The organism is Enterococcus sp. AZ048, from assembly GCF_051715125.1.
GTDB classification, from domain to species: Bacteria; Bacillota; Bacilli; order Lactobacillales; family Enterococcaceae; genus Enterococcus_A; species Enterococcus_A gilvus.
Map to the genome: position 1 here is coordinate 237,653 of NZ_JBIOTD010000001.1, position 21,931 is coordinate 259,583.

The window sequence follows — 21,931 nt, forward strand, 5'->3', positions numbered from 1 at the left end:
AAAATTAGTTGAAATATCGGTCGTCTCCTCCTAGGGACGGCTTTTTTGTACCCTTAGCTCAGTTGGTTAGAGCAGACGGCTCATAACCGTCCGGTCGTAGGTTCGAAGCAGAATCGAAATGGTAGAAATAAAATGTTGCTAGTTGTCGTTCTTCATAAACTATATTATACTAATTACTGCAAGTAGATATGCGTTTGGTAAGTCCCTTTGCTAGTCTTAGAAAGGGGATGATGCCATGAACGATGATTTTTGTTGTGATGTCTATTTATCCTCAGAAAGGGTAAATATCTCAATGGATATTAGCGCAATTTTCAAGAAAGGAACTACAATCACTGTTACTGGTGTTTTTAGTTATCTATTGAAATTGCCACCGTGGTTATATGTATTTTTAGGGATTCTTGTGTTTGCTGCCTTTGCGTGGTACACGTGGATTAATGCTCCAAAGCATTACTGGAAGTCATATGACAAACGCCATACAAAGAAATGAGTATCCCTAGTGAGTTTCCTTAAAGTCTCTGCTCATGATGACGGGAATTGAGAGCCTAAATGCAATAAAAAACCATTGATCTAGGAAATCAATGGCCAGACAAAGGGTTCTATGGAATTAGAATTCAAGACTGAGCTAGGGATTGAACAGATTAAGTATCTGCAGCAAGCACTTGCAGGCCACGTTGACAGCGTGGCTTTTTTTCATGTCTTCAAGAGAGATTATATACTACAAAAAAAATACAGTCAACAGAATAGCGAGATGTTTCACAGTGTTTCACGCTTTTTGTGATTCCGACTCCAAGACCCTAGCGAGAGCTAAGGTCTTTTTTCTATTGCACATGTAAGCGTTACACTGTATAATAAAACCAATCCAAGAAAATCTTTATTTTCCACAAGGAGCATTCGAGTAATCGGGTGCTCTTTTTGTGTTAAAATGGTATAATTCTTGTTGCTGAAACCGTTTTATGCTAAACTAACACTCAGAAACTATCCATTTCTACTCCCTTTAGGGAGGGCAGGCACCTTGGCGATAGGTGCCTGTTTTTTTATTGCACTTAAACCTAAAAGTGATATACTGCTAAGTAGAGAGTAATCCGCTCTCACATTTTCTTTTGCCCACTCTTTACCCTTGCTAGGGAGTGGGTTTTCGTATGCAGCAAACGCCCTCTACAACCAACTAAGGCTGTAGAGGGTTATTTTTATATTCTCATCATTTCAAACTCCATCATGATCTTCGTCTTGCCAATAACCGCGTATTTCTTCACCACAAACTGTTTCCTACTATTGTACTCCCCAGCAACAGCTATCCGCATTCCATCCTCTACATCTGCAAGAAAATTCAACGAGTGACCAGCAATCAAGCAGCTAGTATCATCTAACTTAAAATAGACGAGGGGACGTTCCGAATACTTTAGAATCTTTACGCTACTCACAATACCATTCATGCTTAGCATTTAAACCACTCCCATATTTTAGTATGTAGTAATCAAAATTATGAAGACCGTTAGCTTTGCTGCAGTAGAAAGCAAAGCATCGTTCTCCGATTTCATCTATAGCGTTAGGACCAAAATCCCACAATAAGACTTGGAGACGATCGAATGTTATCAATCCTAGATGATAAGAGAAGATAGGATTCATTTCAGTTCACTCCATTTTTTCCAGTTGTAAACCTCAACATTTCTAATTTCATCGTAATGTACTTTTTGATCACCTATGTAAATTCCTAACTCATCATAACCTCGAATCATTCCTATAACATCATCGTAATACTGTGCATTTTCATTGAGGGCTTCTAACTGAACAGAGACAGGTTTGCTTTTTAGTCTAGCTTCGTTTAAGACCTTTTCAATTTCTTCACTTTGCATTAACGGTTTTTGATTATTGACCTTAGACCGCTCAATTACATCCTTATTGATTGCTGCTGTTTGGTCGGACAGGTAAAATCCGATCCATTTAAGCATATTCCGGTCCTCGTAAACTTTTTTAGCTTCTAAAAACAGTTTGATAGCTGACTCGTCATCGTAGATCATAGCGTTCACCTCTTTGTGACATTATACGAACATATGTTCTAGAATGTAAAGCGAACAGATTGTTAAATTTTGATGGATAGTGAACAAAAAAATCTTCCACAACTTTAGTAAGTTGAGGAAGACATGTTTATATTATTTGACTCTGACTTCTTGTCCAGGGTTAAAGTAAAAATTATCTTGGTTCATGCCATTCATTTCTAAAAATTCATCAACACTCAAACCATATCGGCCGGCAATCTGACGAGGCCCTTCACCAGCTTGAGCTGTTCCGTACTGAGCATTTGCTTCGCTTTGCGGATCTTCGCTAGGTGTTGTTTGCTGAGCATTATCTTGCTGACTTGGTTGTTCTGTTTGTTGCTGAGTCGGCTGTTGTTGAGGCGTCGGTTGCTGCTCGGGTTCCGTCTCAACAGATGAACTGGGTATGCTCTCATCTTGCATATCTTGAGAATCAGAAGAATTTGTATCGAAACTTACTGGTGTTAAAGTAAGATCCGCATTATTTACATATTTATCTACAACCTCTATAGGCAAATCTCCATTAAACTGCATCAAAACTAGCTTGTCTTTATCAGCAGCTGTATAAGAAAAGGTGGCTGAGGATGCTTTTCCAAGGTCATCGTAATAACTCTGTGTATCTTTAAGATCGCTTTCTGATTCAAATGAAAAAATCCTAGCATTTTGATACTCCCCGTCAGAACCTTTCTGCACACCGAATACCAATCCTTCTTTTGCTTTCAGAGGAGCCATCCCGTAATCATCTTTGGTCATTTTTCTTGGTTCATTTACTTCTAGTCCATCTTTTTCGAATTTATCAATTAAGCTATTCAAGTCTGCAGACTTTTTATTTTTAGATGTTGATTTTTTACTGGAAGAGTTTGTCTTAGAAGCTTTATCTGAATAGGGAATTAAAACTATTTTTTTTGCATCTTTTTTATCCGGCGTAAGAATAATATCCTTACCGTCTCTCTGGATAGTATAATCATCATCTAGTTTCAAATCATCTTCCTTAAGATGGATTGTTTTTCCTTTCAACTCGTACTCGACTTTATATTTTATTTCTCCGGCTATTTGCTTGCCTAAATCTTCTCCAATTTTTTCCCACTCATTAGATGCTTCGCTTTTCATAGTAGACATGTCTGGAGCCCACGTCATTATATGATCACTAAAAGATACCTTAAAATTTATATCTTCTTTATTTTCTTCCATATCCATTTGCCAATCATGTGCTTTCAAATCTTTAGTTGTAACATTCTTTCCGCACGATGTAACTAATACAGTTAATAGTAATAATGATAAAATACCAACAATTTTTTTCAAATTTTTCTCCCTCTCTCCAACAATAATCAATATAGAAATATTGTATCATCTTTGCCCCGTTTTTGCCCCGCCTATTTAAATTAGTTATATCCAGTTATTAACAAAATCACCAAAAAAGAACTGTCTTATAGCTAACTAGCATAGATATGCTTAGCTATAATTTTAGTATTTAGATCGATTTGATTGCGACCAAAGTAGCTAGTTTCTTGAATCACGACTAAAAAAAGCACGACAGAAATGGTTAAATTTCTGTCGTGCTTTTTTTGATGCGGCCGAGAAGACTCGAACTTCCACGGTATTGCTACCACTAGCGCCTGAAGCTAGCGCGTCTGCCAATTCCGCCACGACCGCAAAAGAAGTACTTTTCTATTTTAGCATAAAAAAATAGTTATGACAGAAAAGATGGTGCAAATAATAAAAAAATCCCGGTTCAGAAACGAACCGGGAACAAATATTATAGATAGTATTTTTTAGCAACTGTTAAGTCATCGTTCAAGTCATAAACAAGTGGTTGACCTGTTGGGATTTCTAAGTCCATGATATCTTCATCAGAAATGCCTTCGATGTGTTTAGCTAATGCACGCAATGAATTTCCGTGTGCTGCTACTAAAACAGTTTTGCCATCTTTCAATGCAGGAGCAATTTCATCTTGCCAGAAAGGTAACGCACGTTCTAAAGTAACTTTTAAGTTTTCCCCACCAGGAATGTCGCGAGGGTCTAACATTGCATAGCGACGGTCTTGAGCTGCTGAACCTTCATCAGTTGCTTCCATCAATGGAGGCAATACGTCGTATGAACGGCGCCAGATATGAACTTGATCGTCCCCGTATTTTTCAGCGGTTTCTTTTTTGTTCAAACCTTGCAATTTACCATAGTGACGTTCATTTAAGCGCCAAGATTTTACAGTTGGTACCCAAAGTTGATCAGAGTATTCTAAGAGCAAGTCACATGTTTTGATCGCACGAGTTAAAACAGATGTATAGGCAACATCGAATTCAATTCCCGCTTCTTTGATTTTACGTCCGCCTTCTTTTGCTTCTTCGACACCTTCTGGAGCCAAGTCAACGTCTGCCCAGCCTGTAAATTGGTTCAATTTGTTCCATTCACTTAAGCCGTGACGAGAAAAAACTAATTTTGGCATAACATTCTCTCCTTTTGAAATTTCTGAAATTTTCAATTCCTGAATCATTGTACAATGTTTCTGCCATGATTTCCATTAAATTGAGCGTGTTTTTTGCCAAATCGTGAGCTTTAAAGGGTTTTTAATCAAATTACTTTGAAGGAACCTCTAAAATTTTCGGTCCTTCTGGTGTACCGACGATTACTCGTGAAATCATATCAATGAACAAACCGTGTTCAACAACACCGACACACGTGTCCAACTCAGATGCGAGCGCGTGCGGGTCTTCGATCACTTCTAAGTGAAGGTCGATGATGTAGTGTCCGCCGTCCGTTATCAATCGTTCGTTTTCGTCATTCATACGCCATGTAGGATTGTATCCCTTGGATTCAAACAAACGGAAAACGTTGCGACTTCCAAATGGGACGACTTCTACAGGAAGAGGGAATGCCCCCAACTTAGGAACCATTTTACTTTCATCAACGATCCAGATACAATCCTTTGAGTAAGTTGCGACTACTTTCTCGAAAAGCAGGGCGGCACCGCCACCTTTGATTCCTTGGAAGTCATCACTGATTTCATCCGCGCCATCAATAGTAATATCAACGGATTCTACATCGTCAATTGCTTTTAAGGGAATACCTAATTCCTTCGCCTGCTCTTCTGTTTTTGAAGACGTCACAACACCCGTGATCTTCAAGCCTTCTTCGTTCACTCTGCGACCCAATTCTTTTACTAAATAATAGGCAGTCGATCCAGTGCCTAATCCAACGACCATTCCGTCTTTGACAAATTTTGCTGCCTCGACTCCAACTAACTCTTTTAGATTCATTGAGAAATCCCACCTTTTGTTAAGTTACGTTCATTGTAATAGTAAAAAAAGAAAAAAGATAGCCTTTTAAGTAAAAAAGACCAAAAAAGTGAAGGCGTTTTATTTATTGTCATTTCAAGGAATAAAAATTTTTTGGATGGAAATAAGATTTCTCTTATCTGGACGAATTTCACAGAAAGAACGTCTTTATTCTAAAAGAAGAAAAAAGTCTAAATAGTTTGTTGACAGTAAAAATCAATCATGGTATGCTATCAAAGGTGCTTTGTGAACAGGTCTCTCGACTGAGACGTGCTGACTGTGTCGAAGTACGCTTGATAGAGAATGCAGGGATGCATTATTTTTTATCGCTGAAAAAGAACCACCAGGATGTGTGGTACTAGAAAGCGAATCGAGGAAGGAGGAAACAAGGAATGCCTACAATTAATCAATTAGTACGTAAACCTCGTAAATCAAAGGTGGAAAAATCAAATTCACCAGCATTGAACAAAGGATATAACAGCTTTAAAAAAGCTCAAACAAACGTGAACTCACCACAAAAACGTGGAGTTTGTACACGTGTGGGGACTATGACACCTAAGAAACCCAACTCAGCATTGCGTAAATATGCTCGTGTTCGTTTGTCAAACTTGATCGAAGTAACAGCTTATATTCCAGGTATCGGCCATAACCTACAAGAACACAGTGTTGTTCTATTACGTGGTGGTCGTGTAAAAGACTTACCAGGGGTACGTTACCATATCGTTCGTGGCGCACTAGATACTGCCGGTGTTAACGATCGTAAACAAAGCCGTTCTAAATACGGTACTAAAAAACCTAAAGCTTAATCAAACGAATAGATAAGACATATTTTCGGAAGGAGGAGTTACGTATGACTCGTAAAGGAACTATCGCAAAACGTGACGTTTTGCCTGATCCTATGTATAACTCTAAGCTAGTAACTCGTTTGATCAACCGTGTAATGGTTGACGGGAAACGTGGAACTGCTTCAAATATTGTATACAACGCTTTTAGCACTATTAAAGAATCAACAGGAAATGACCCATTGGAAGTTTTCGAACAAGCAATGGAAAACATCATGCCTGTATTAGAAGTTAAAGCTCGCCGTGTTGGGGGTTCTAACTATCAAGTACCCGTTGAAGTACGTCCAGAACGTCGTACTACTTTAGGTCTTCGTTGGGTTGTAAACTACGCTCGTTTGCGTGGGGAACACACAATGGAAGAACGCTTAGCGAAAGAAATCATGGATGCTGCTAACAACACTGGCGCTTCTGTGAAAAAACGCGAAGATACACACAAAATGGCGGAAGCCAACCGTGCATTTGCTCATTATCGTTGGTAAGATTTTTTCTGCTGGCGATCGTCAGCGGAAAAACGATCAGACAATGTTAAATTTAATTTAAGAGAGGAGCAAACAAAGAAATGGCAAGAGAATTTTCTCTAGAAAACACTCGTAATATCGGTATCATGGCCCACGTTGATGCAGGTAAAACTACAGCAACAGAGCGTATCTTGTATTACACTGGTAAAATCCATAAAATCGGCGAAACGCACGAAGGCGCTTCTCAAATGGACTGGATGGAACAAGAACAAGAACGTGGTATCACGATCACTTCTGCTGCTACTACAGCACAATGGAAGGGTCACCGCGTAAACATTATCGATACTCCAGGACACGTGGACTTCACAATCGAAGTACAACGTTCATTACGTGTTCTTGATGGCGCAGTAACTGTATTGGACTCACAATCAGGTGTAGAACCACAAACAGAAACTGTTTGGCGTCAAGCGACAGAATACCAAGTACCTCGTATTGTATTCTGTAATAAAATGGACAAAATTGGTGCGGACTTCCTTTACTCAGTAAGCACTTTACACGATCGTTTACAAGCGAATGCTCATCCAATCCAATTACCAATTGGTGCTGAAGATGACTTCACTGGTATCATCGACTTAGTTAAAATGAAAGCTGAAATCTATACAAACGACTTAGGAACTGAAATCCAAGAGACTGAAATTCCTGAAGAGTATAAAGAATTAGCTGAAGAATGGCGTGAAAAATTAGTAGAAGCTGTTGCTGATACTGACGAAGACCTAATGATGAAATTCTTAGAAGGTGAAGAAATCACCGACGAAGAATTAAAAGCAGGAATTCGTAACGCTACTCTATCTGTAGACTTCTACCCAGTTCTTTGTGGATCAGCCTTCAAAAACAAAGGTGTTCAATTGATGTTGGATGCAGTCATCGACTATCTTCCAGCGCCAACTGACGTTAAAGCGATCCAAGGGTTCAACCCTAAAACAGACGAAGAAACAGAACGTCCAGCTGATGACTCTGCACCATTCTCATCACTAGCGTTCAAAGTTATGACTGACCCATTCGTAGGTCGTTTAACATTCTTCCGTGTTTATTCAGGCGTTTTAAACTCTGGTTCATACGTATTGAATGCATCTAAAGGCAAACGTGAACGTATCGGACGTATTCTGCAAATGCACGCGAATACACGTAAAGAAATCGATACTGTTTACTCAGGAGATATCGCTGCCGCTGTTGGATTGAAAGATACAACAACTGGAGATACTCTTTGTGCTGAAGATGCACCGGTTATCTTAGAATCAATCGAATTTCCTGATCCAGTTATCGAAGTTGCTGTTGAACCTAAATCAAAAGCTGACCAAGATAAAATGGGTGTCGCATTACAAAAACTTGCTGAAGAAGATCCTTCATTCCGCGTTGAAACAAACGTTGAAACTGGTGAAACAGTTATCGCCGGTATGGGTGAGCTTCATTTGGACGTTCTAGTTGACCGTATGCGTCGTGAATTTAAAGTTGATGCTAACGTTGGTGCACCTCAAGTATCTTACCGTGAAACTTTCCGTGCTGCGACAAATGCAGAAGGTAAGTTTGTACGTCAGTCTGGTGGTAAAGGTCAATACGGTCACGTATGGGTCGAATTCACACCAAACGAAGAAGGTGCTGGCTTCGAATTCGAAAATGCAATTGTCGGTGGTGTGGTTCCTCGTGAATACATCCCAGCAGTTGAAAAAGGATTAGAAGACGCAATGGCAAACGGTGTATTAGCTGGCTATCCATTGGTTGATATCAAAGCGAAGCTTTATGATGGTTCATACCATGATGTCGATTCAAATGAAACAGCCTTCCGTGTAGCTGCCTCTATGGCTCTACGTGCGGCTGCGAAGAAAGCTAGCCCATCGATCCTTGAACCAATGATGAAAGTTACAATCACAGTTCCAGAAGATTACTTAGGTGATGTTATGGGTCATGTAACTGCTCGTCGTGGACGTGTTGAAGGAATGGAAGCACATGGTAACGCGCAAATCGTTAACGCAATTGTGCCGTTAGCTGAAATGTTTGGTTACGCTACAACGCTTCGTTCTTCTACTCAAGGACGCGGAACATTCATGATGGTCTTTGACCACTATGAAGATGTACCTAAATCAGTTCAAGAAGAAATTATTAAGAAAAATGGCGGTAAAGCCGACTAATTTTTAAGAATTAGCTGTTTTTTACAGCTTTTCTAAAAGAACTGTATTTTTAACAACGTTTCATGTAAAATAATTAACTGATGATATGGGCTCGTACTGCTGTTGTGGTACGGACCTATCAGATAAAAAAACTAAACTCATTTACTTAGGAGGAACATTTTAAATGGCTAAAGAAAAATTTGACCGTTCAAAACCCCATGTTAACATTGGTACTATCGGACACGTTGACCATGGTAAAACTACTTTAACAGCTGCAATTACAACTGTACTTGCTAAACAAGGCGGAGCGGAAGCAATGGACTACGCTCAAATCGACGGAGCTCCTGAAGAACGCGAACGCGGAATCACTATCAACACTGCTCACGTTGAGTACGAAACTGAAGCTCGTCACTATGCTCACGTTGACTGCCCAGGACACGCGGACTACGTTAAAAACATGATCACTGGTGCTGCACAAATGGACGGAGCTATCTTAGTAGTATCTGCTGCTGATGGCCCTATGCCTCAAACTCGCGAACACATCTTGTTATCTCGTAACGTTGGTGTTCCTTACATCGTTGTATTCTTAAACAAAATGGATATGGTTGACGATGAAGAATTACTTGAATTAGTTGAAATGGAAGTTCGTGACTTGTTATCAGAATACGACTTCCCAGGCGACGACACTCCAGTTATCGCAGGTTCAGCTTTGAAAGCCTTAGAAGGCGAAGCTTCATACGAAGAAAAAATCTTAGAATTAATGGCTGCTGTTGACGAATATATCCCAACACCAGTTCGTGATACTGACAAACCATTCATGATGCCAGTCGAAGACGTGTTCTCAATCACTGGTCGTGGTACTGTTGCAACTGGTCGTGTTGAACGTGGACAAGTTCGCGTTGGTGACGAAGTTGAAATCGTAGGTATCGCTGAAGCAACTGCTAAAACAACTGTTACAGGTGTTGAAATGTTCCGTAAATTGTTAGATTACGCTGAAGCTGGCGATAACATTGGTGCATTATTACGTGGTGTTGCACGTGAAGACATTCAACGTGGACAAGTATTGGCTAAACCAGCTTCAATCACTCCACATACAAAATTCTCTGCAGAAGTTTACGTTTTAACTAAAGAAGAAGGCGGACGTCACACTCCATTCTTCACTAACTACCGTCCTCAGTTCTACTTCCGTACAACTGACGTAACTGGTGTAGTTGATCTACCAGAAGGTACTGAAATGGTAATGCCTGGTGATAACGTAACTATGGAAGTTGAATTAATCCACCCAATCGCGATCGAAGACGGAACTCGTTTCTCTATTCGTGAAGGCGGACGTACTGTTGGTTCAGGCGTTGTAACTACAATCAAAGCTTAATCAACTCTACAATCAATTAATAATTTATGCTCGGACGTAAAGAGTCGCCGGATTTCCGGTGACTCTTTTTTTGTGATCCTGAAAGATGCTCCTGCAGCAAGCTTCTCTGATAGTGTTAAGAGAGCTGGAAATTCCGATGGTTATCAGTTTATTTCTGAAAGAAATTTTAGTACGATGGCAGAAGGAAAATCGGAAGGATGATGAATGTGATTGTTATTCCTGTACCCCACTATGGCTTCGATCCGACAGAAGCTGCTGTTCCATGGGACTATCTAGACAAGCAGGGAGTAGAAATCGTTTTTGCGACGCCAGATGGTCAAATGGCGTCTGCCGATGAACGATTGCTTACTGGAAGAGGATTTGGACCATTAAAAAAATTCCTCATGGCAGATTCGAATGCTTTGACTAATTATCGTAGGATGATCGCAAGCGAATCCTTCAAGCGGCCGCTTCGTTACGCTGATATTGATCCAAGCGACTTTGAAGGACTCCTACTGCCGGGAGGGCACGATAAGGGCATGAAGACATACTTGGAATCTCAAGTGTTGCAAGAGAAAGTCTCTGAATTCTTTTTAACCGAAAAAACAGTTGGTGCTATCTGTCATGGGACTGTTTTAGCTGCTAGATCGATCAATTCGAAAACAAATAAATCCGTCCTTTATGATTATGAAACAACGTCGTTGCTTAAAGTTCAGGAAATGGGTGCATATTACCTAACAGCATTGTGGTTGAAGGATTACTATCGAACCTATTCAATCACTGTAGAGGATGAAGTAAAATCAGTCCTGAAAAACGTACGTCAATTTCAATCGGGAAGTTTGTCAATGAATCGTGATTCCTTGGAGAATGAGGGACCAGCCTTTGTGGTTGAAGACCGCAATTATGTGTCCGCACGATGGCCAGGTGACGCCCATACTTTTGCAAAGAAGTTTTATCAACGTTTGAAACAAAATTATTGAGTTTTCTACTATTATAGAAGAAACACATTTATTCTATACAACCGATAATTGAACGTTTTCTGAAAATTAGACAGAAAATCGAAATTCCCTTAGAAAATCCTTGCAATCATTGACCCCATGTAATATAATCATAAAGGTGCTGTTTACAGGAGTGTGAATAACACTGGGGGGTTCAAGTATGAATCCGCCGGCTTTGAAACGAGAGGTTGCGACACGCCCGGACGCTTTGCCACGAACGAGCGTGACGGAGATTTTCGTGGAGCTATGTCTACTTTTAAAATAGGCGAAGGAGGGAACAAGATGGCAAAACAAAAAATTCGTATCCGTTTAAAAGCGTATGAACATGGTATTTTAGATCAATCAGCGGATAAAATCGTAGAAACTGCAAAAAGAACTGGAGCTAGCGTGTCTGGTCCAATTCCATTACCAACTGAACGCAGTCTTTACACTGTTATCCGTGCGACTCATAAATACAAAGATTCACGCGAACAATTCGAAATGCGTACTCACAAACGTCTAATTGACATTGTGAACCCAACACCGAAGACAGTTGATGCTTTAATGAAGCTTGACTTACCATCAGGTGTGAATATTGAAATCAAACTATAATAAGAAGATGGAGGTGTAATCATGACCAAAGGAATCTTAGGGAAAAAAGTGGGAATGACTCAAATCTTCACAGAATCTGGTGAACTTATTCCAGTAACTGTTATCGAAGCTACTCCAAACGTTGTTTTACAAGTGAAAACAATGGAAAACGATGGCTACGAAGCTGTTCAATTAGGTTACCAAGATATGCGTGAAGTTTTGTCTAACAAACCTGCGAAAGGTCATGTTGCAAAAGCAAACACGGCTCCTAAGCGCTTCATTCGAGAATTCAAAGATGTTGAGCTAGGAGACTATGAAGTAGGTAAAGAAGTGAAAGTTGATACTTTCCAAGCTGGAGACATCATTGATGTTACCGGAACGACTAAAGGTAAAGGATTCCAAGGCGTTATCAAACGTCACGGACAAAGCCGCGGCCCAATGGCCCACGGTTCTCGTTACCACCGTCGTCCTGGATCTATGGGTCCTGTTGCACCGAACCGCGTATTTAAAAATAAAAAACTTGCTGGTCGCATGGGCGGCGATCGCGTAACAATTCAAAACCTTGAAGTTGTTCGTGTAGACGCTGACCGCAACGTTATCTTAGTTAAGGGAAATGTTCCTGGCGCTAAAAAATCATTAATCACTATCAAATCAGCTGTGAAAGCTAAATAATTAGTTAGAGGAAAGGAGGAACTAAGGAATGCCAACTGTAGCATTATTCAAACAAGATGGAACTCAAAACGGTGACATCACTTTAAATGAAGAAATCTTCGGAATTGAACCAAATGAAAGTGTTGTTTACGATGCAATCGTTATGCAACGCGCTTCATTAAGACAAGGAACACACGCTGTGAAAAATCGTAGCGCAGTTCGTGGCGGTGGTCGCAAACCATGGCGTCAAAAAGGAACTGGACGTGCTCGTCAAGGTTCTATCCGTTCACCACAATGGCGTGGAGGTGGCGTTGTCTTCGGACCAACACCACGTTCATACAGCTACAAACTTCCTAAAAAAGTTCGTCGCTTAGCAATCAAATCTGTTTTATCAGAAAAAGTTGCTGAAAATAACTTAGTTGCTGTTGATGCTTTAAGCTTTGACGCACCTAAAACAAAAGAATTCAAGCAAGTTTTAACTAGCTTGTCTATTGATTCTAAAGTATTGGTTGTTTTAGAAACAGAAAACGAAGTTGCAGGCTTAGCTGCTCGTAACTTATCAAATGTAACTGTTACTACTTCAGACAACGTTACTGTATTAGATGTAGTCGCTAATGACAAAATCTTAGCAACGCAAACTGCTCTTACTCAAATTGAGGAGGTGCTTGCATAATGAACTTACTAGACGTAATTAAACGCCCGGTGATCACTGAGAAATCTATGTTAGACATGGATGAAAAGAAATATACTTTCGAAGTTGACACTCGTGCGAATAAAACTTTAGTGAAACAAGCGGTTGAAGCTGCTTTCGACGTTAAAGTAAAAAATGTAAACATTATGAATGCTAAACCAAAAGCAAAACGTATGGGTAAATACCAAGGCTTCACAAAAAAACGTCGCAAAGCTGTTGTGACATTAACTGAAGATTCAAAAGAAATCCAACTTTTCGACGCTGCTGAATAAGCGTTAGAAAATCACTAGTAAATAGGAGGGAAACTAGACGTGGCGATTAAAAAGTACAAACCTACCTCAAATGGTCGTCGTAATATGACAAGTTCTGATTTCGCTGAAATCACTACTTCAGTGCCTGAAAAGACACTTTTACAACCATTGAAAAACAACGCCGGTCGTAACAACAACGGTCGCATCACTGTACGCCATCAAGGTGGCGGACATAAACGTCAATACCGTGTTATCGATTTCAAACGTAACAAAGATAACGTGGTTGCTACAGTACAAACGATCGAATACGATCCAAACCGCTCAGCAAACATTGCATTAGTTCACTATACAGACGGAGTAAAAGCTTACATCTTAGCACCTAAAGGCTTAGAAGTTGGCATGAAACTTGTTTCTGGACCAGATGCAGATATCAAAATTGGGAACACTCTTCCATTGGAAAACATTCCAGTTGGTACTGTTGTTCACAACATCGAAATGAAACCTGGTAAAGGCGGACAATTGATCCGTTCAGCCGGTACAAGTGCTCAAGTACTTGGTAAAGAAGGAAAATACGTATTAGTACGTTTGAATTCTGGCGAAGTTCGTATGATCTTAGCTACTTGCCGTGCAACTATTGGTTCTGTTGGTAACGAACAACACGAATTGATCAACATTGGTAAAGCTGGACGTTCTCGTTGGATGCGCAAACGCCCAACTGTACGTGGTAGCGTAATGAACCCTAACGATCACCCACACGGTGGTGGTGAAGGTAAAGCTCCAGTCGGACGTAAAGCGCCAGTATCTCCATGGGGACAACCTGCATTGGGTTACAAAACGCGTAATAAGAAAGCTGCATCAGACAAGCTTATCGTACGTCGCAAGACTAAATAATATCATTGACTATGTGTCGCATATTTTGAGAGGAGGTACACCATGGGTCGTAGTTTGAAAAAAGGACCTTTCGCTGATGATCATTTGATGAAGAAGGTCGAAGCGCAACAAGGTGTTGAAAAGAAGAAAGTTATCAAAACTTGGTCTCGTCGCTCAACAATTTTTCCTAATTTTGTAGGATTTACTATTGCTGTTTATGACGGACGCAAACATGTGCCAGTTTACATCCAAGAAGACATGGTAGGACATAAATTAGGTGAATTTGCACCATCAAGAACTTATCGTGGGCATGCCGCCGACGATAAGAAAACAAGACGTTAATTTTGAGGGGAGGATATTAACATGGCAGAACAAATTACATCAGCTAAGGCAACTGCAAAAACAGTTCGCACTTCTCCTCGTAAAGCACGTTTAGTTATCGATCTTATTAGAGGAAAAAGCGTAGCAGAAGCAATTTCAATCTTGAAATTCACACCAAACAAATCTGCTGGAATCATCGAAAAAGTGATGATGTCCGCAGTTGCTAACGCAGAGAACAACTTTGACTTAGATGTTGAGAACTTGGTAGTTTCTGAAGCATTTGTTAACGAAGGACCAACAATGAAACGTTTCCGTCCACGTGCAAAAGGTTCAGCTTCACCAATCAACAAACGTACAAGTCACATCACCGTTGTGGTATCAGAAAAATAAGGAGGGATAATCAGTGGGTCAAAAAGTAAATCCTATTGGAATGCGTGTAGGCATCATCCGTGAGTGGGATGCTAAATGGTATGCCGAAAAAGAGTATGCTGAATTTCTACACGAAGATTTGAGAATCCGTAAGTTCATCGCAACGAAACTTGCTGATGCCGCTGTGTCAACTGTTGAAATCGAACGCGCTGCAAATCGTGTGAATATTTCAATCCACACAGCCAAACCTGGTATGGTTATCGGTAAAGGCGGATCTGAAGTCGAAAGCCTAAGAAAAGAATTGAATAAATTAACTGGTAAACGAGTTCACATCAACATCGTTGAAATCAAAAAACCAGATTTAGATGCTAAATTAGTCGGCGAAGGAATCGCGCGTCAATTAGAAAACCGCGTTGCTTTCCGTCGTGCACAAAAACAAGCGATCCAACGCACTATGCGTTCTGGCGCTAAAGGAATCAAAACTCAAGTATCTGGTCGTTTGAATGGTGCGGATATCGCTCGTTCAGAAGGATACTCTGAAGGAACTGTTCCTCTTCATACATTGCGTGCCGACATCGACTACGCTTGGGAAGAAGCGAATACAACATACGGAAAACTAGGAGTTAAAGTGTGGATTTATCGTGGAGAAATTCTTCCTACAAAGAAAAACACTAAGAAAGGAGGGAAATAGACATGTTAGTACCTAAACGTGTAAAACACCGTCGTGAATTCCGCGGAAAAATGCGTGGAGAAGCTAAAGGTGGAAAAGAAATCGCATTTGGTGAATTCGGCTTACAAGCTGTTGAATCACATTGGATTACTAACCGCCAAATCGAAGCATCACGTATCGCCATGACTCGTTACATGAAACGTGGTGGGAAAGTATGGATCAAAATTTTCCCTCACAAATCATATACATCTAAAGCCATCGGCGTACGTATGGGTAAAGGTAAAGGTGCTCCTGAAGGATGGGTTTCACCAGTTAAACGCGGCAAGATCATGTTTGAAATCGCCGGCGTACCTGAAGAAGTTGCTCGTGAAGCATTACGTCTTGCTTCTCACAAATTACCTATGAAAACTAAGATCGTAAAACGTGAGGAAATGGGTGGTGAATCGAATGAAGGTTAAAGAAATCAGAGAATTAACCACTGCCGAAATGATTGATCAAGAAAAACAATTAAAAGAAGAATTGTTTAATCTTAGATTCCAATTAGCAACAGGTCAATTAGAGAACACTGCACGTATTAAAGAAGTACGTAAATCGATTGCACGCATTAAAACTGTGTTGCATGAACAAGCTGACAAATAGTGGAAGGAGGCCATTCCAGTATGACTGAAGAAAGAAATCAACGTAAAGTTTATCAAGGACGCGTGGTATCTGACAAAATGGACAAAACGATCACTGTTGTCGTTGAAACCCAAAAGAACCATCCAATCTACGGTAAACGTATGAAGTATTCTAAAAAATACAAAGCTCACGATGAAAACAATGAAGCAAAAATTGGCGATATCGTGAAAATCATGGAAACTCGTCCATTATCAGCTACCAAACGTTTCCGTCTGGTTGAAATCGTTGAAAAAGCAGTGATTATCTAATCACACGAGATTTTCCTATATAGATGTTTTTTAAATCTGAAAGGAGGATACACAAGTGATCCAAGCAGAAAGCCGTTTAAAAATCGCGGACAACTCAGGCGCACGTGAAATTTTAACTATTAAAGTTCTCGGCGGATCTGGTCGCAAAACTGCAAATATCGGTGATGTGATTGTTGCTACGGTTAAACAAGCAACGCCAGGTGGTGTTGTCAAAAAAGGTGAGGTTGTTAAAGCCGTTATCGTTCGAACTAAATCAGGCGCTCGTCGTACTGACGGTTCTTATATCAAATTTGATGAAAATGCAGCTGTTATCATTCGTGATGACAAGAGCCCAAGAGGAACACGTATCTTCGGACCTGTCGCTCGTGAACTACGCGAAGGCAATTTCATGAAGATCGTTTCATTGGCACCGGAAGTATTATAATCGAAAGATTCAACCAAAGGAGGTGCGCAACAGTAATGTTCGTTAAAAAAGGCGATAAAGTAAAAGTTATCTCTGGTAAAGACAGAAATAAAGAAGGCGTAGTATTAGAAGCCCTTCCTAAACAAGATAAAGTCGTTGTTGAAGGCGTCAATATCGTGAAAAAACATAAAAAAGCCTCTCAAGAAGCCCCTCAAGGCGGAATCGTAGAGGTAGAAGCACCAATTCATGCTTCTAATGTTATGGTGATCGACCCTTCAAATGGAGAAGCGACACGCGTTGGCTATAAAATGGTTGACGGCAAGAAAGTCCGTGTTTCTAAGAAAACCGGCGAAGCTTTAGATAAATAATTAAACAAGGAAGGAGGATCTTATAGATGAACCGCCTAAAAGAAAAATTTGTAAGTGAAATTACACCATCTTTGATGGAAAAATTTAACTATGATTCAATTATGGAAGTTCCTAAAGTTGAGAAAATCGTCATCAACATGGGTGTTGGTGATGCGGTATCAAACGCAAAAAACTTAGACAAAGCTGTTGAAGAATTAGCCTTGATTTCTGGTCAAAAGCCAATTATCACAAAAGCTAAAAAATCAATCGCTGGTTTCCGTTTACGTGAAGGAATGCCTATCGGTGCGAAAGTAACACTACGTGGAGAAAGAATGTACGAATTCTTAGACAAATTAGTGACTGTGTCACTTCCCCGTGTACGTGACTTCCACGGAGTAAGCAAAAAATCCTTTGATGGCCGTGGTAACTTTACTTTAGGTGTGAAAGAACAATTGATCTTCCCTGAAGTAGATTATGATTTAGTTGATAAAGTCCGTGGTATGGATATCGTTGTTGTTACAACTGCTAAAACAGACGAAGAATCTCGCGAATTATTAACACAACTTGGAATGCCATTCCAAAAATAATCAAGGAGGCGAAAAAATTGGCTAAAAAATCAATGATTGCTAAAAACAAACGCCCAGCAAAACATTCAACGCAAGAGTACACTCGCTGCGAACGTTGCGGACGTCCACATTCAGTTTATCGTAAATTTCATCTTTGCCGTATTTGCTTCCGCGAACTTGCCTACAAAGGTCAAATTCCCGGCGTGAAGAAAGCTAGCTGGTAAAATAAACTCGCATAAAGGAGGTAAACAGTTCAATGGTCATGACAGATCCAATTGCAGATTTTCTAACTCGTATTCGTAATGCCAACATGGTAAAGCACGATTCAGTGGAAGTACCTGCTTCAAAAATCAAACGTGACATCGCAGAAATCCTTAAACGTGAAGGTTTCGTACGTGATGTTGAATACATCGAAGATGACAAACAAGGCATGATCCGTGTTTTCCTTAAATACGGTAAAAATGACGAACGTGTTATCACAAACTTAAAACGTATCTCTAAACCAGGCTTGCGTGCTTATGTCAAAGCTGACGAAGTACCAAAAGTATTAAACGGTTTAGGTATCGCAATCATTTCTACTTCTGAAGGTTTAGTAACCGACAAAGAAGCTAGAGGTAAAAACGTCGGCGGCGAAGTGCTAGCTTACGTTTGGTAAGATCAAACAATCCATGAGGAGGTGTCTTTAAGTGAGCCGTATTGGTAATAAATTAGTCGTTTTACCTGCTGGAGTTGAAGTAACTCAAAACGGGAACGATGTGACTGTTAAAGGACCTAAAGGTGAATTAACTCGTACTTTTTCTTCTGATATCAAAATGAGCATCGAAGGAAACGAAGTAACATTTACTCGTCCAAACGACAGCAAAGAAATGAAAACAATCCACGGAACAACTCGTGCAAACTTCAATAACATGGTTGTTGGTGTTTCAGAAGGGTTCCAAAAAGCATTAGAATTAATCGGGGTTGGGTACCGTGCACAATTACAAGGTTCAAAACTTGTATTGAACGTTGGTTATTCACATCCAGTTGAGATCGTAGCTCCAGAAGGCGTTACAATCGAAGTTCCTGCGAACACTCAAGTAGTGGTTAAAGGATCAAACAAAGAAGTAGTAGGCGAATTAGCTGCGAAAATCCGCGGAACTCGTCCTCCAGAACCTTATAAAGGCAAAGGTATTCGTTATGTTGGCGAATATGTACGTCGTAAAGAAGGTAAAACTGGTAAATAGTAGGTCGAACCTACACGCGGCTTAGGCCAGCTTAATTAAAGAGGTGACAATTGTGATTACAAAACCAGACAAGAATAAAACACGCCAAAAACGCCACATGCGCGTTCGCGGAAAAATTTCTGGTACTGCTGAGTGCCCACGCTTGAACGTTTTTCGTTCTAACAAAAACATCTACGCTCAAATTATTGATGACGTAGCGGGTGTGACGCTAGCAAGTGCCTCTGCCTTGGATAAAGAAATTTCAGGTGGAAACAAAACTGAACAAGCACAAGCTGTTGGGAAATTAGTAGCAGAACGTGCTTCAGAAAAAGGTATTAAGAAAGTAGTCTTTGACCGTGGTGGATACCTTTACCATGGCCGTGTAGCAGCTTTAGCTGAAGCAGCTCGCGAAAATGGACTAGAATTTTAGGAGAAGGAGGAACACCATTCATGGTTTATATCGATCCAAAACATTTGGAATTAGAAGACCGCGTTGTAGCGATCAACCGTGTTACTAAAGTTGTTAAAGGTGGACGTCGTCTACGTTTCGCAGCACTAGTAGTTGTCGGTGACAAGAACGGCCACGTAGGCTTTGGTACAGGTAAAGCTCAAGAAGTACCTGAAGCAATTCGTAAAGCAATCGAAGACGCTAAGAAAAACCTAGTCGAAGTACCAATGGTAGGAACTACGCTTCCTCACGAAGTTATTGGTGTATTCGGCGGCGGACGTATCTTAATGAAACCTGCCGTTGAAGGTGCTGGGGTTGCTGCTGGTGGACCAGTTCGTGCCGTCTTGGAATTAGCTGGGGTTGCCGATGTAACTTCTAAATCTTTAGGTTCAAACACACCAATCAACGTTGTTCGTGCAACTGTTGAAGGTTTAACTCAATTGAAAAAAGCAGAAGAAGTGGCACAATTACGTGGCATCTCTGTTGAAAACTTAGCTAACTAAGGAGGACGAAAGAAATGGCTGAATTAAAAATTACTTTAAAACGCAGTGTTATCGGACGTCCTCAAAACCAACGTGATACTGTTAAAGCGTTGGGTCTTAAAAAAATGAACAGCACAGTTGTTAAACCTGCCAATGATGCAATCAAAGGCATGGTTAACACAGTGTCTCATTTAGTGGACGTAGAAGAAGTTTAATAAAACAATGATGATTAAAATCTAAGGAGGTGCCCAATATAATGAAACTTCATGAATTACAACCTGCCGAAGGTTCACGTAAAGTTCGCAACCGCGTTGGTCGTGGTACTTCATCAGGTAACGGAAAAACAGCCGGACGTGGTCAAAAAGGTCAAAAGGCTCGTTCAGGCGGTGGTGTACGTCTAGGATTTGAAGGTGGTCAAACTCCTTTATTCCGTCGTTTGCCAAAACGTGGATTTACTAACGTGAATCGTAAAGAATACGCTGTGATCAATTTAGATGTCCTAAATCGTTTTGAAGATGGAACTGAAGTAACACCTGTTGCTTTAGTCGAAGCTGGAATCGTGAAAAATGAAAAAGCTGGAATCAAAGTTTTAGGAAACGGATCATTAGACAAAAAACTAACCGTTAAAGCAGCTAAATTCTCTAAACATGCTCAAGAAACAATTGAAGCTGCCGGTGGTTCAATCGAGGTGATTTAATGTTCAAACTTTTAAAGGATTCATTCAAAGTTCAGAACATCCGATCACGGATCTTGTTTACCGTCTTAATGCTATTCGTTTTCCGATTAGGTGCGCAAATCACCGTACCGGGAGTCGATGCACAAGGACTGCAGGGGTTGAGTGAAATGCCATTTTTCAGAATGCTGAATATGGTTAGTGGCTCAGCAATGCAAAACTTTTCGATCTTCTCGATGGGGGTCTCCCCGTATATCACGGCTTCAATCGTTATCCAACTCTTGCAGATGGATATTATTCCTAAATTTGTCGAATGGTCTAAACAAGGAGAAGTTGGTCGTAAAAAGTTAAATCAAGCCACTCGCTATTTAACTTTGGTACTAGCCTTCATTCAGTCTGTAAGTATTACAGCTGGTTTTGATTATTTTGCACAATTTGGATTTGTGCCAAACCGTAATGTTCAAACGTTCGTTACGATTGGGCTTATTCTTACCGCAGGTACCATGTTTGTTACTTGGTTGGGAGAACAGATTACTGAAAAAGGAATCGGTAATGGGGTATCAATGATAATTTTTGCGGGGATCATTTCACGGTTGCCACAAAGTATCAAAGATATCTATGATGATTATTTCGTCAATATCGAATCTAGTGATCTTTGGAAATCAATCATTTTTGTTGTAATTTTACTTGTCGCTATTGTGTTGATCGTCGTTTTTGTAACGTACTTTCAACAAGCGGAAAGAAAGATTCCAATTCAATATACAAAACAAGTCGTTGGTGCACCGACAAGCAGTTATCTACCATTAAAAGTAAATGCTGCCGGAGTTATTCCAGTTATCTTTGCCAGTTCATTCATTGCTACACCCAACGCGGTGTTGCAAGCATTAGCTAGCAAATATAGCGCGGAAGGCTGGTACGATGTGTTAACTAAACTATTTAGTTACAACACGGTTCCAGGTGCTGCGATTTATACTGTTCTAATTGTTTCCTTCACCTTCTTCTATGCATTTGTCCAGGTTAATCCTGAAAAATTAGCAGAGAACTTACAAAAACAAGGAAGTTACATTCCTCGTGTAAGACCAGGTAAAGGAACAGAAGAATATGTTTCTGCAATTTTAATGCGTTTAAGTGTAGTCGGTGCTATTTTCTTAGGATTGATAGCCTTGATTCCAATTATCGCGCAAATGGTTTGGAACCTGCCTCAATCAATTGGATTAGGTGGTACAAGTCTTTTGATCGTTGTTGGGGTGGCATTAGAAACTGCAAAACAACTAGAAGGACTCATGTTGAAACGACGTTATGTCGGATTCATGGATGAAGAGTAGATTCGTGTGTTGAGGGTTTTCCTCAACGCCGTTCTCGCTTCGAATAT

General features: G+C 40.3%; 33 protein-coding genes and 1 tRNA gene. 28 read left to right on the top strand and 6 right to left on the bottom strand.

Features of this window, described 5'->3' with window-relative positions:
* Positions 1-235 precede the first annotated feature (235 nt).
* A complete protein-coding gene (locus IGI66_RS01330; RefSeq protein ID WP_438847162.1) occupies positions 236-487 on the top strand; it encodes a hypothetical protein in 252 nt (83 codons plus the stop codon).
* A gap of 700 nt (positions 488-1,187) precedes the next feature.
* Here IGI66_RS01330 and IGI66_RS01335 read toward each other — a convergent pair.
* The 6 genes from IGI66_RS01335 to rpiA form a co-directional block, all read right to left on the bottom strand.
* The gene (locus tag IGI66_RS01335; protein ID WP_438847164.1) at positions 1,188-1,442 is read right to left on the bottom strand and encodes a hypothetical protein; all 255 of its coding nucleotides are present in this window, start codon (positions 1,440-1,442) and stop codon (positions 1,188-1,190) included.
* Positions 1,443-1,622: 180 nt separating this feature from the next.
* Complete coding sequence (locus IGI66_RS01340; protein ID WP_438847166.1) at positions 1,623-2,018, bottom strand: hypothetical protein; 396 nt, start codon at positions 2,016-2,018, stop codon at positions 1,623-1,625.
* Positions 2,019-2,150: 132 nt separating this feature from the next.
* Positions 2,151-3,335, bottom strand: a complete 1,185-nt coding sequence (locus IGI66_RS01345) for a LysM peptidoglycan-binding domain-containing protein (protein ID WP_438847168.1) — start codon at positions 3,333-3,335, stop codon at positions 2,151-2,153.
* Positions 3,336-3,602: 267 nt separating this feature from the next.
* Positions 3,603-3,686 (bottom strand) — tRNA-Leu (locus tag IGI66_RS01350).
* A 103-nt stretch (positions 3,687-3,789) separates the two neighbouring features.
* Positions 3,790-4,476 carry a 2,3-diphosphoglycerate-dependent phosphoglycerate mutase gene (gene gpmA, locus IGI66_RS01355; RefSeq protein ID WP_010782068.1) on the bottom strand — a complete coding sequence of 229 codons (687 nt, stop codon included), beginning with the start codon at positions 4,474-4,476 and terminating at the stop codon, positions 3,790-3,792.
* Positions 4,477-4,606: 130 nt separating this feature from the next.
* Positions 4,607-5,287, bottom strand: a complete 681-nt coding sequence (gene rpiA, locus IGI66_RS01360; protein ID WP_288227777.1) for a ribose-5-phosphate isomerase RpiA — start codon at positions 5,285-5,287, stop codon at positions 4,607-4,609.
* Between the two features lie 410 nt (positions 5,288-5,697).
* Here rpiA and rpsL point away from each other — a divergent pair, with 410 nt between their 5' ends.
* The 27 genes from rpsL to secY all read left to right on the top strand — a co-directional run bounded on the left by rpsL (position 5,698) and on the right by secY (position 21,884).
* On the top strand, positions 5,698-6,111 hold the full coding sequence (gene rpsL / locus IGI66_RS01365; RefSeq protein WP_010742744.1) for a 30S ribosomal protein S12: 414 nt from the start codon (positions 5,698-5,700) through the stop codon (positions 6,109-6,111).
* 44 nt (positions 6,112-6,155) lie between these two features.
* Complete coding sequence (rpsG, locus tag IGI66_RS01370; protein ID WP_010782066.1) at positions 6,156-6,626, top strand: 30S ribosomal protein S7; 471 nt, start codon at positions 6,156-6,158, stop codon at positions 6,624-6,626.
* 80 nt (positions 6,627-6,706) lie between these two features.
* Positions 6,707-8,791 carry an elongation factor G gene (fusA, locus tag IGI66_RS01375; protein ID WP_114525276.1) on the top strand — a complete coding sequence of 695 codons (2,085 nt, stop codon included), beginning with the start codon at positions 6,707-6,709 and terminating at the stop codon, positions 8,789-8,791.
* A gap of 163 nt (positions 8,792-8,954) precedes the next feature.
* Positions 8,955-10,142: an elongation factor Tu gene (gene tuf, locus IGI66_RS01380; protein ID WP_114525277.1), complete on the top strand. Its 1,188-nt coding sequence runs from the start codon at positions 8,955-8,957 to the stop codon at positions 10,140-10,142.
* A 197-nt stretch (positions 10,143-10,339) separates the two neighbouring features.
* On the top strand, positions 10,340-11,101 hold the full coding sequence (locus IGI66_RS01385) for a type 1 glutamine amidotransferase domain-containing protein (RefSeq protein WP_438847172.1): 762 nt from the start codon (positions 10,340-10,342) through the stop codon (positions 11,099-11,101).
* Between the two features lie 300 nt (positions 11,102-11,401).
* The gene (gene rpsJ, locus IGI66_RS01390) at positions 11,402-11,710 is read left to right on the top strand and encodes a 30S ribosomal protein S10 (RefSeq protein ID WP_010756438.1); all 309 of its coding nucleotides are present in this window, start codon (positions 11,402-11,404) and stop codon (positions 11,708-11,710) included.
* 21 nt (positions 11,711-11,731) lie between these two features.
* The gene (gene rplC, locus IGI66_RS01395; RefSeq protein ID WP_010782062.1) at positions 11,732-12,361 is read left to right on the top strand and encodes a 50S ribosomal protein L3; all 630 of its coding nucleotides are present in this window, start codon (positions 11,732-11,734) and stop codon (positions 12,359-12,361) included.
* Between the two features lie 28 nt (positions 12,362-12,389).
* On the top strand, positions 12,390-13,013 hold the full coding sequence (rplD, locus tag IGI66_RS01400) for a 50S ribosomal protein L4 (protein ID WP_010782061.1): 624 nt from the start codon (positions 12,390-12,392) through the stop codon (positions 13,011-13,013).
* The gene (locus IGI66_RS01405) at positions 13,013-13,303 is read left to right on the top strand and encodes a 50S ribosomal protein L23 (RefSeq protein WP_010782060.1); all 291 of its coding nucleotides are present in this window, start codon (positions 13,013-13,015) and stop codon (positions 13,301-13,303) included. Before rplD ends, IGI66_RS01405 begins: the two co-directional genes overlap by 1 nt.
* 39 nt (positions 13,304-13,342) lie before the next feature.
* Positions 13,343-14,173 (top strand): 50S ribosomal protein L2, encoded by an 831-nt coding sequence (gene rplB / locus IGI66_RS01410; RefSeq protein ID WP_010782059.1) that lies wholly within the window; start codon positions 13,343-13,345, stop codon positions 14,171-14,173.
* Between the two features lie 42 nt (positions 14,174-14,215).
* On the top strand, positions 14,216-14,494 hold the full coding sequence (rpsS, locus tag IGI66_RS01415; RefSeq protein WP_010782058.1) for a 30S ribosomal protein S19: 279 nt from the start codon (positions 14,216-14,218) through the stop codon (positions 14,492-14,494).
* Between the two features lie 21 nt (positions 14,495-14,515).
* Entirely contained in the window at positions 14,516-14,863 is a 348-nt protein-coding gene (gene rplV / locus IGI66_RS01420; protein ID WP_010742755.1) for a 50S ribosomal protein L22, read from the top strand.
* Positions 14,864-14,876: 13 nt separating this feature from the next.
* Positions 14,877-15,533 carry a 30S ribosomal protein S3 gene (gene rpsC / locus IGI66_RS01425; RefSeq protein WP_010782057.1) on the top strand — a complete coding sequence of 219 codons (657 nt, stop codon included), beginning with the start codon at positions 14,877-14,879 and terminating at the stop codon, positions 15,531-15,533.
* 2 nt (positions 15,534-15,535) lie between these two features.
* Entirely contained in the window at positions 15,536-15,970 is a 435-nt protein-coding gene (rplP, locus tag IGI66_RS01430; RefSeq protein WP_010742757.1) for a 50S ribosomal protein L16, read from the top strand.
* Positions 15,960-16,151, top strand: coding sequence for a 50S ribosomal protein L29 (gene rpmC, locus IGI66_RS01435; protein WP_010782056.1), 192 nt, complete (start codon positions 15,960-15,962; stop codon positions 16,149-16,151). Before rplP ends, rpmC begins: the two co-directional genes overlap by 11 nt.
* Before the next feature lie 20 nt (positions 16,152-16,171).
* Positions 16,172-16,438, top strand: a complete 267-nt coding sequence (gene rpsQ, locus IGI66_RS01440; RefSeq protein ID WP_010782055.1) for a 30S ribosomal protein S17 — start codon at positions 16,172-16,174, stop codon at positions 16,436-16,438.
* Positions 16,439-16,493: 55 nt separating this feature from the next.
* Positions 16,494-16,862 carry a 50S ribosomal protein L14 gene (rplN, locus tag IGI66_RS01445; protein WP_010782054.1) on the top strand — a complete coding sequence of 123 codons (369 nt, stop codon included), beginning with the start codon at positions 16,494-16,496 and terminating at the stop codon, positions 16,860-16,862.
* A gap of 35 nt (positions 16,863-16,897) precedes the next feature.
* Entirely contained in the window at positions 16,898-17,209 is a 312-nt protein-coding gene (gene rplX / locus IGI66_RS01450; protein WP_010782053.1) for a 50S ribosomal protein L24, read from the top strand.
* A gap of 26 nt (positions 17,210-17,235) precedes the next feature.
* Positions 17,236-17,775, top strand: coding sequence for a 50S ribosomal protein L5 (gene rplE / locus IGI66_RS01455; protein WP_010782052.1), 540 nt, complete (start codon positions 17,236-17,238; stop codon positions 17,773-17,775).
* 17 nt (positions 17,776-17,792) lie between these two features.
* The gene (locus tag IGI66_RS01460) at positions 17,793-17,978 is read left to right on the top strand and encodes a type Z 30S ribosomal protein S14 (protein WP_028020384.1); all 186 of its coding nucleotides are present in this window, start codon (positions 17,793-17,795) and stop codon (positions 17,976-17,978) included.
* A 32-nt stretch (positions 17,979-18,010) separates the two neighbouring features.
* Entirely contained in the window at positions 18,011-18,409 is a 399-nt protein-coding gene (gene rpsH, locus IGI66_RS01465; RefSeq protein WP_010747206.1) for a 30S ribosomal protein S8, read from the top strand.
* A gap of 31 nt (positions 18,410-18,440) precedes the next feature.
* Positions 18,441-18,977 (top strand): 50S ribosomal protein L6, encoded by a 537-nt coding sequence (gene rplF, locus IGI66_RS01470; protein WP_010782051.1) that lies wholly within the window; start codon positions 18,441-18,443, stop codon positions 18,975-18,977.
* Between the two features lie 52 nt (positions 18,978-19,029).
* Positions 19,030-19,386, top strand: coding sequence for a 50S ribosomal protein L18 (gene rplR, locus IGI66_RS01475; protein ID WP_010782050.1), 357 nt, complete (start codon positions 19,030-19,032; stop codon positions 19,384-19,386).
* 20 nt (positions 19,387-19,406) lie between these two features.
* Complete coding sequence (gene rpsE / locus IGI66_RS01480; RefSeq protein ID WP_010782049.1) at positions 19,407-19,907, top strand: 30S ribosomal protein S5; 501 nt, start codon at positions 19,407-19,409, stop codon at positions 19,905-19,907.
* 14 nt (positions 19,908-19,921) lie between these two features.
* Positions 19,922-20,101, top strand: a complete 180-nt coding sequence (gene rpmD / locus IGI66_RS01485; protein WP_010782048.1) for a 50S ribosomal protein L30 — start codon at positions 19,922-19,924, stop codon at positions 20,099-20,101.
* Positions 20,102-20,142: 41 nt separating this feature from the next.
* Positions 20,143-20,583: a 50S ribosomal protein L15 gene (gene rplO, locus IGI66_RS01490; protein ID WP_010782047.1), complete on the top strand. Its 441-nt coding sequence runs from the start codon at positions 20,143-20,145 to the stop codon at positions 20,581-20,583.
* Entirely contained in the window at positions 20,583-21,884 is a 1,302-nt protein-coding gene (gene secY / locus IGI66_RS01495; RefSeq protein WP_010782046.1) for a preprotein translocase subunit SecY, read from the top strand. Before rplO ends, secY begins: the two co-directional genes overlap by 1 nt.
* The last annotated feature ends 47 nt before the right edge of the window (positions 21,885-21,931 follow it).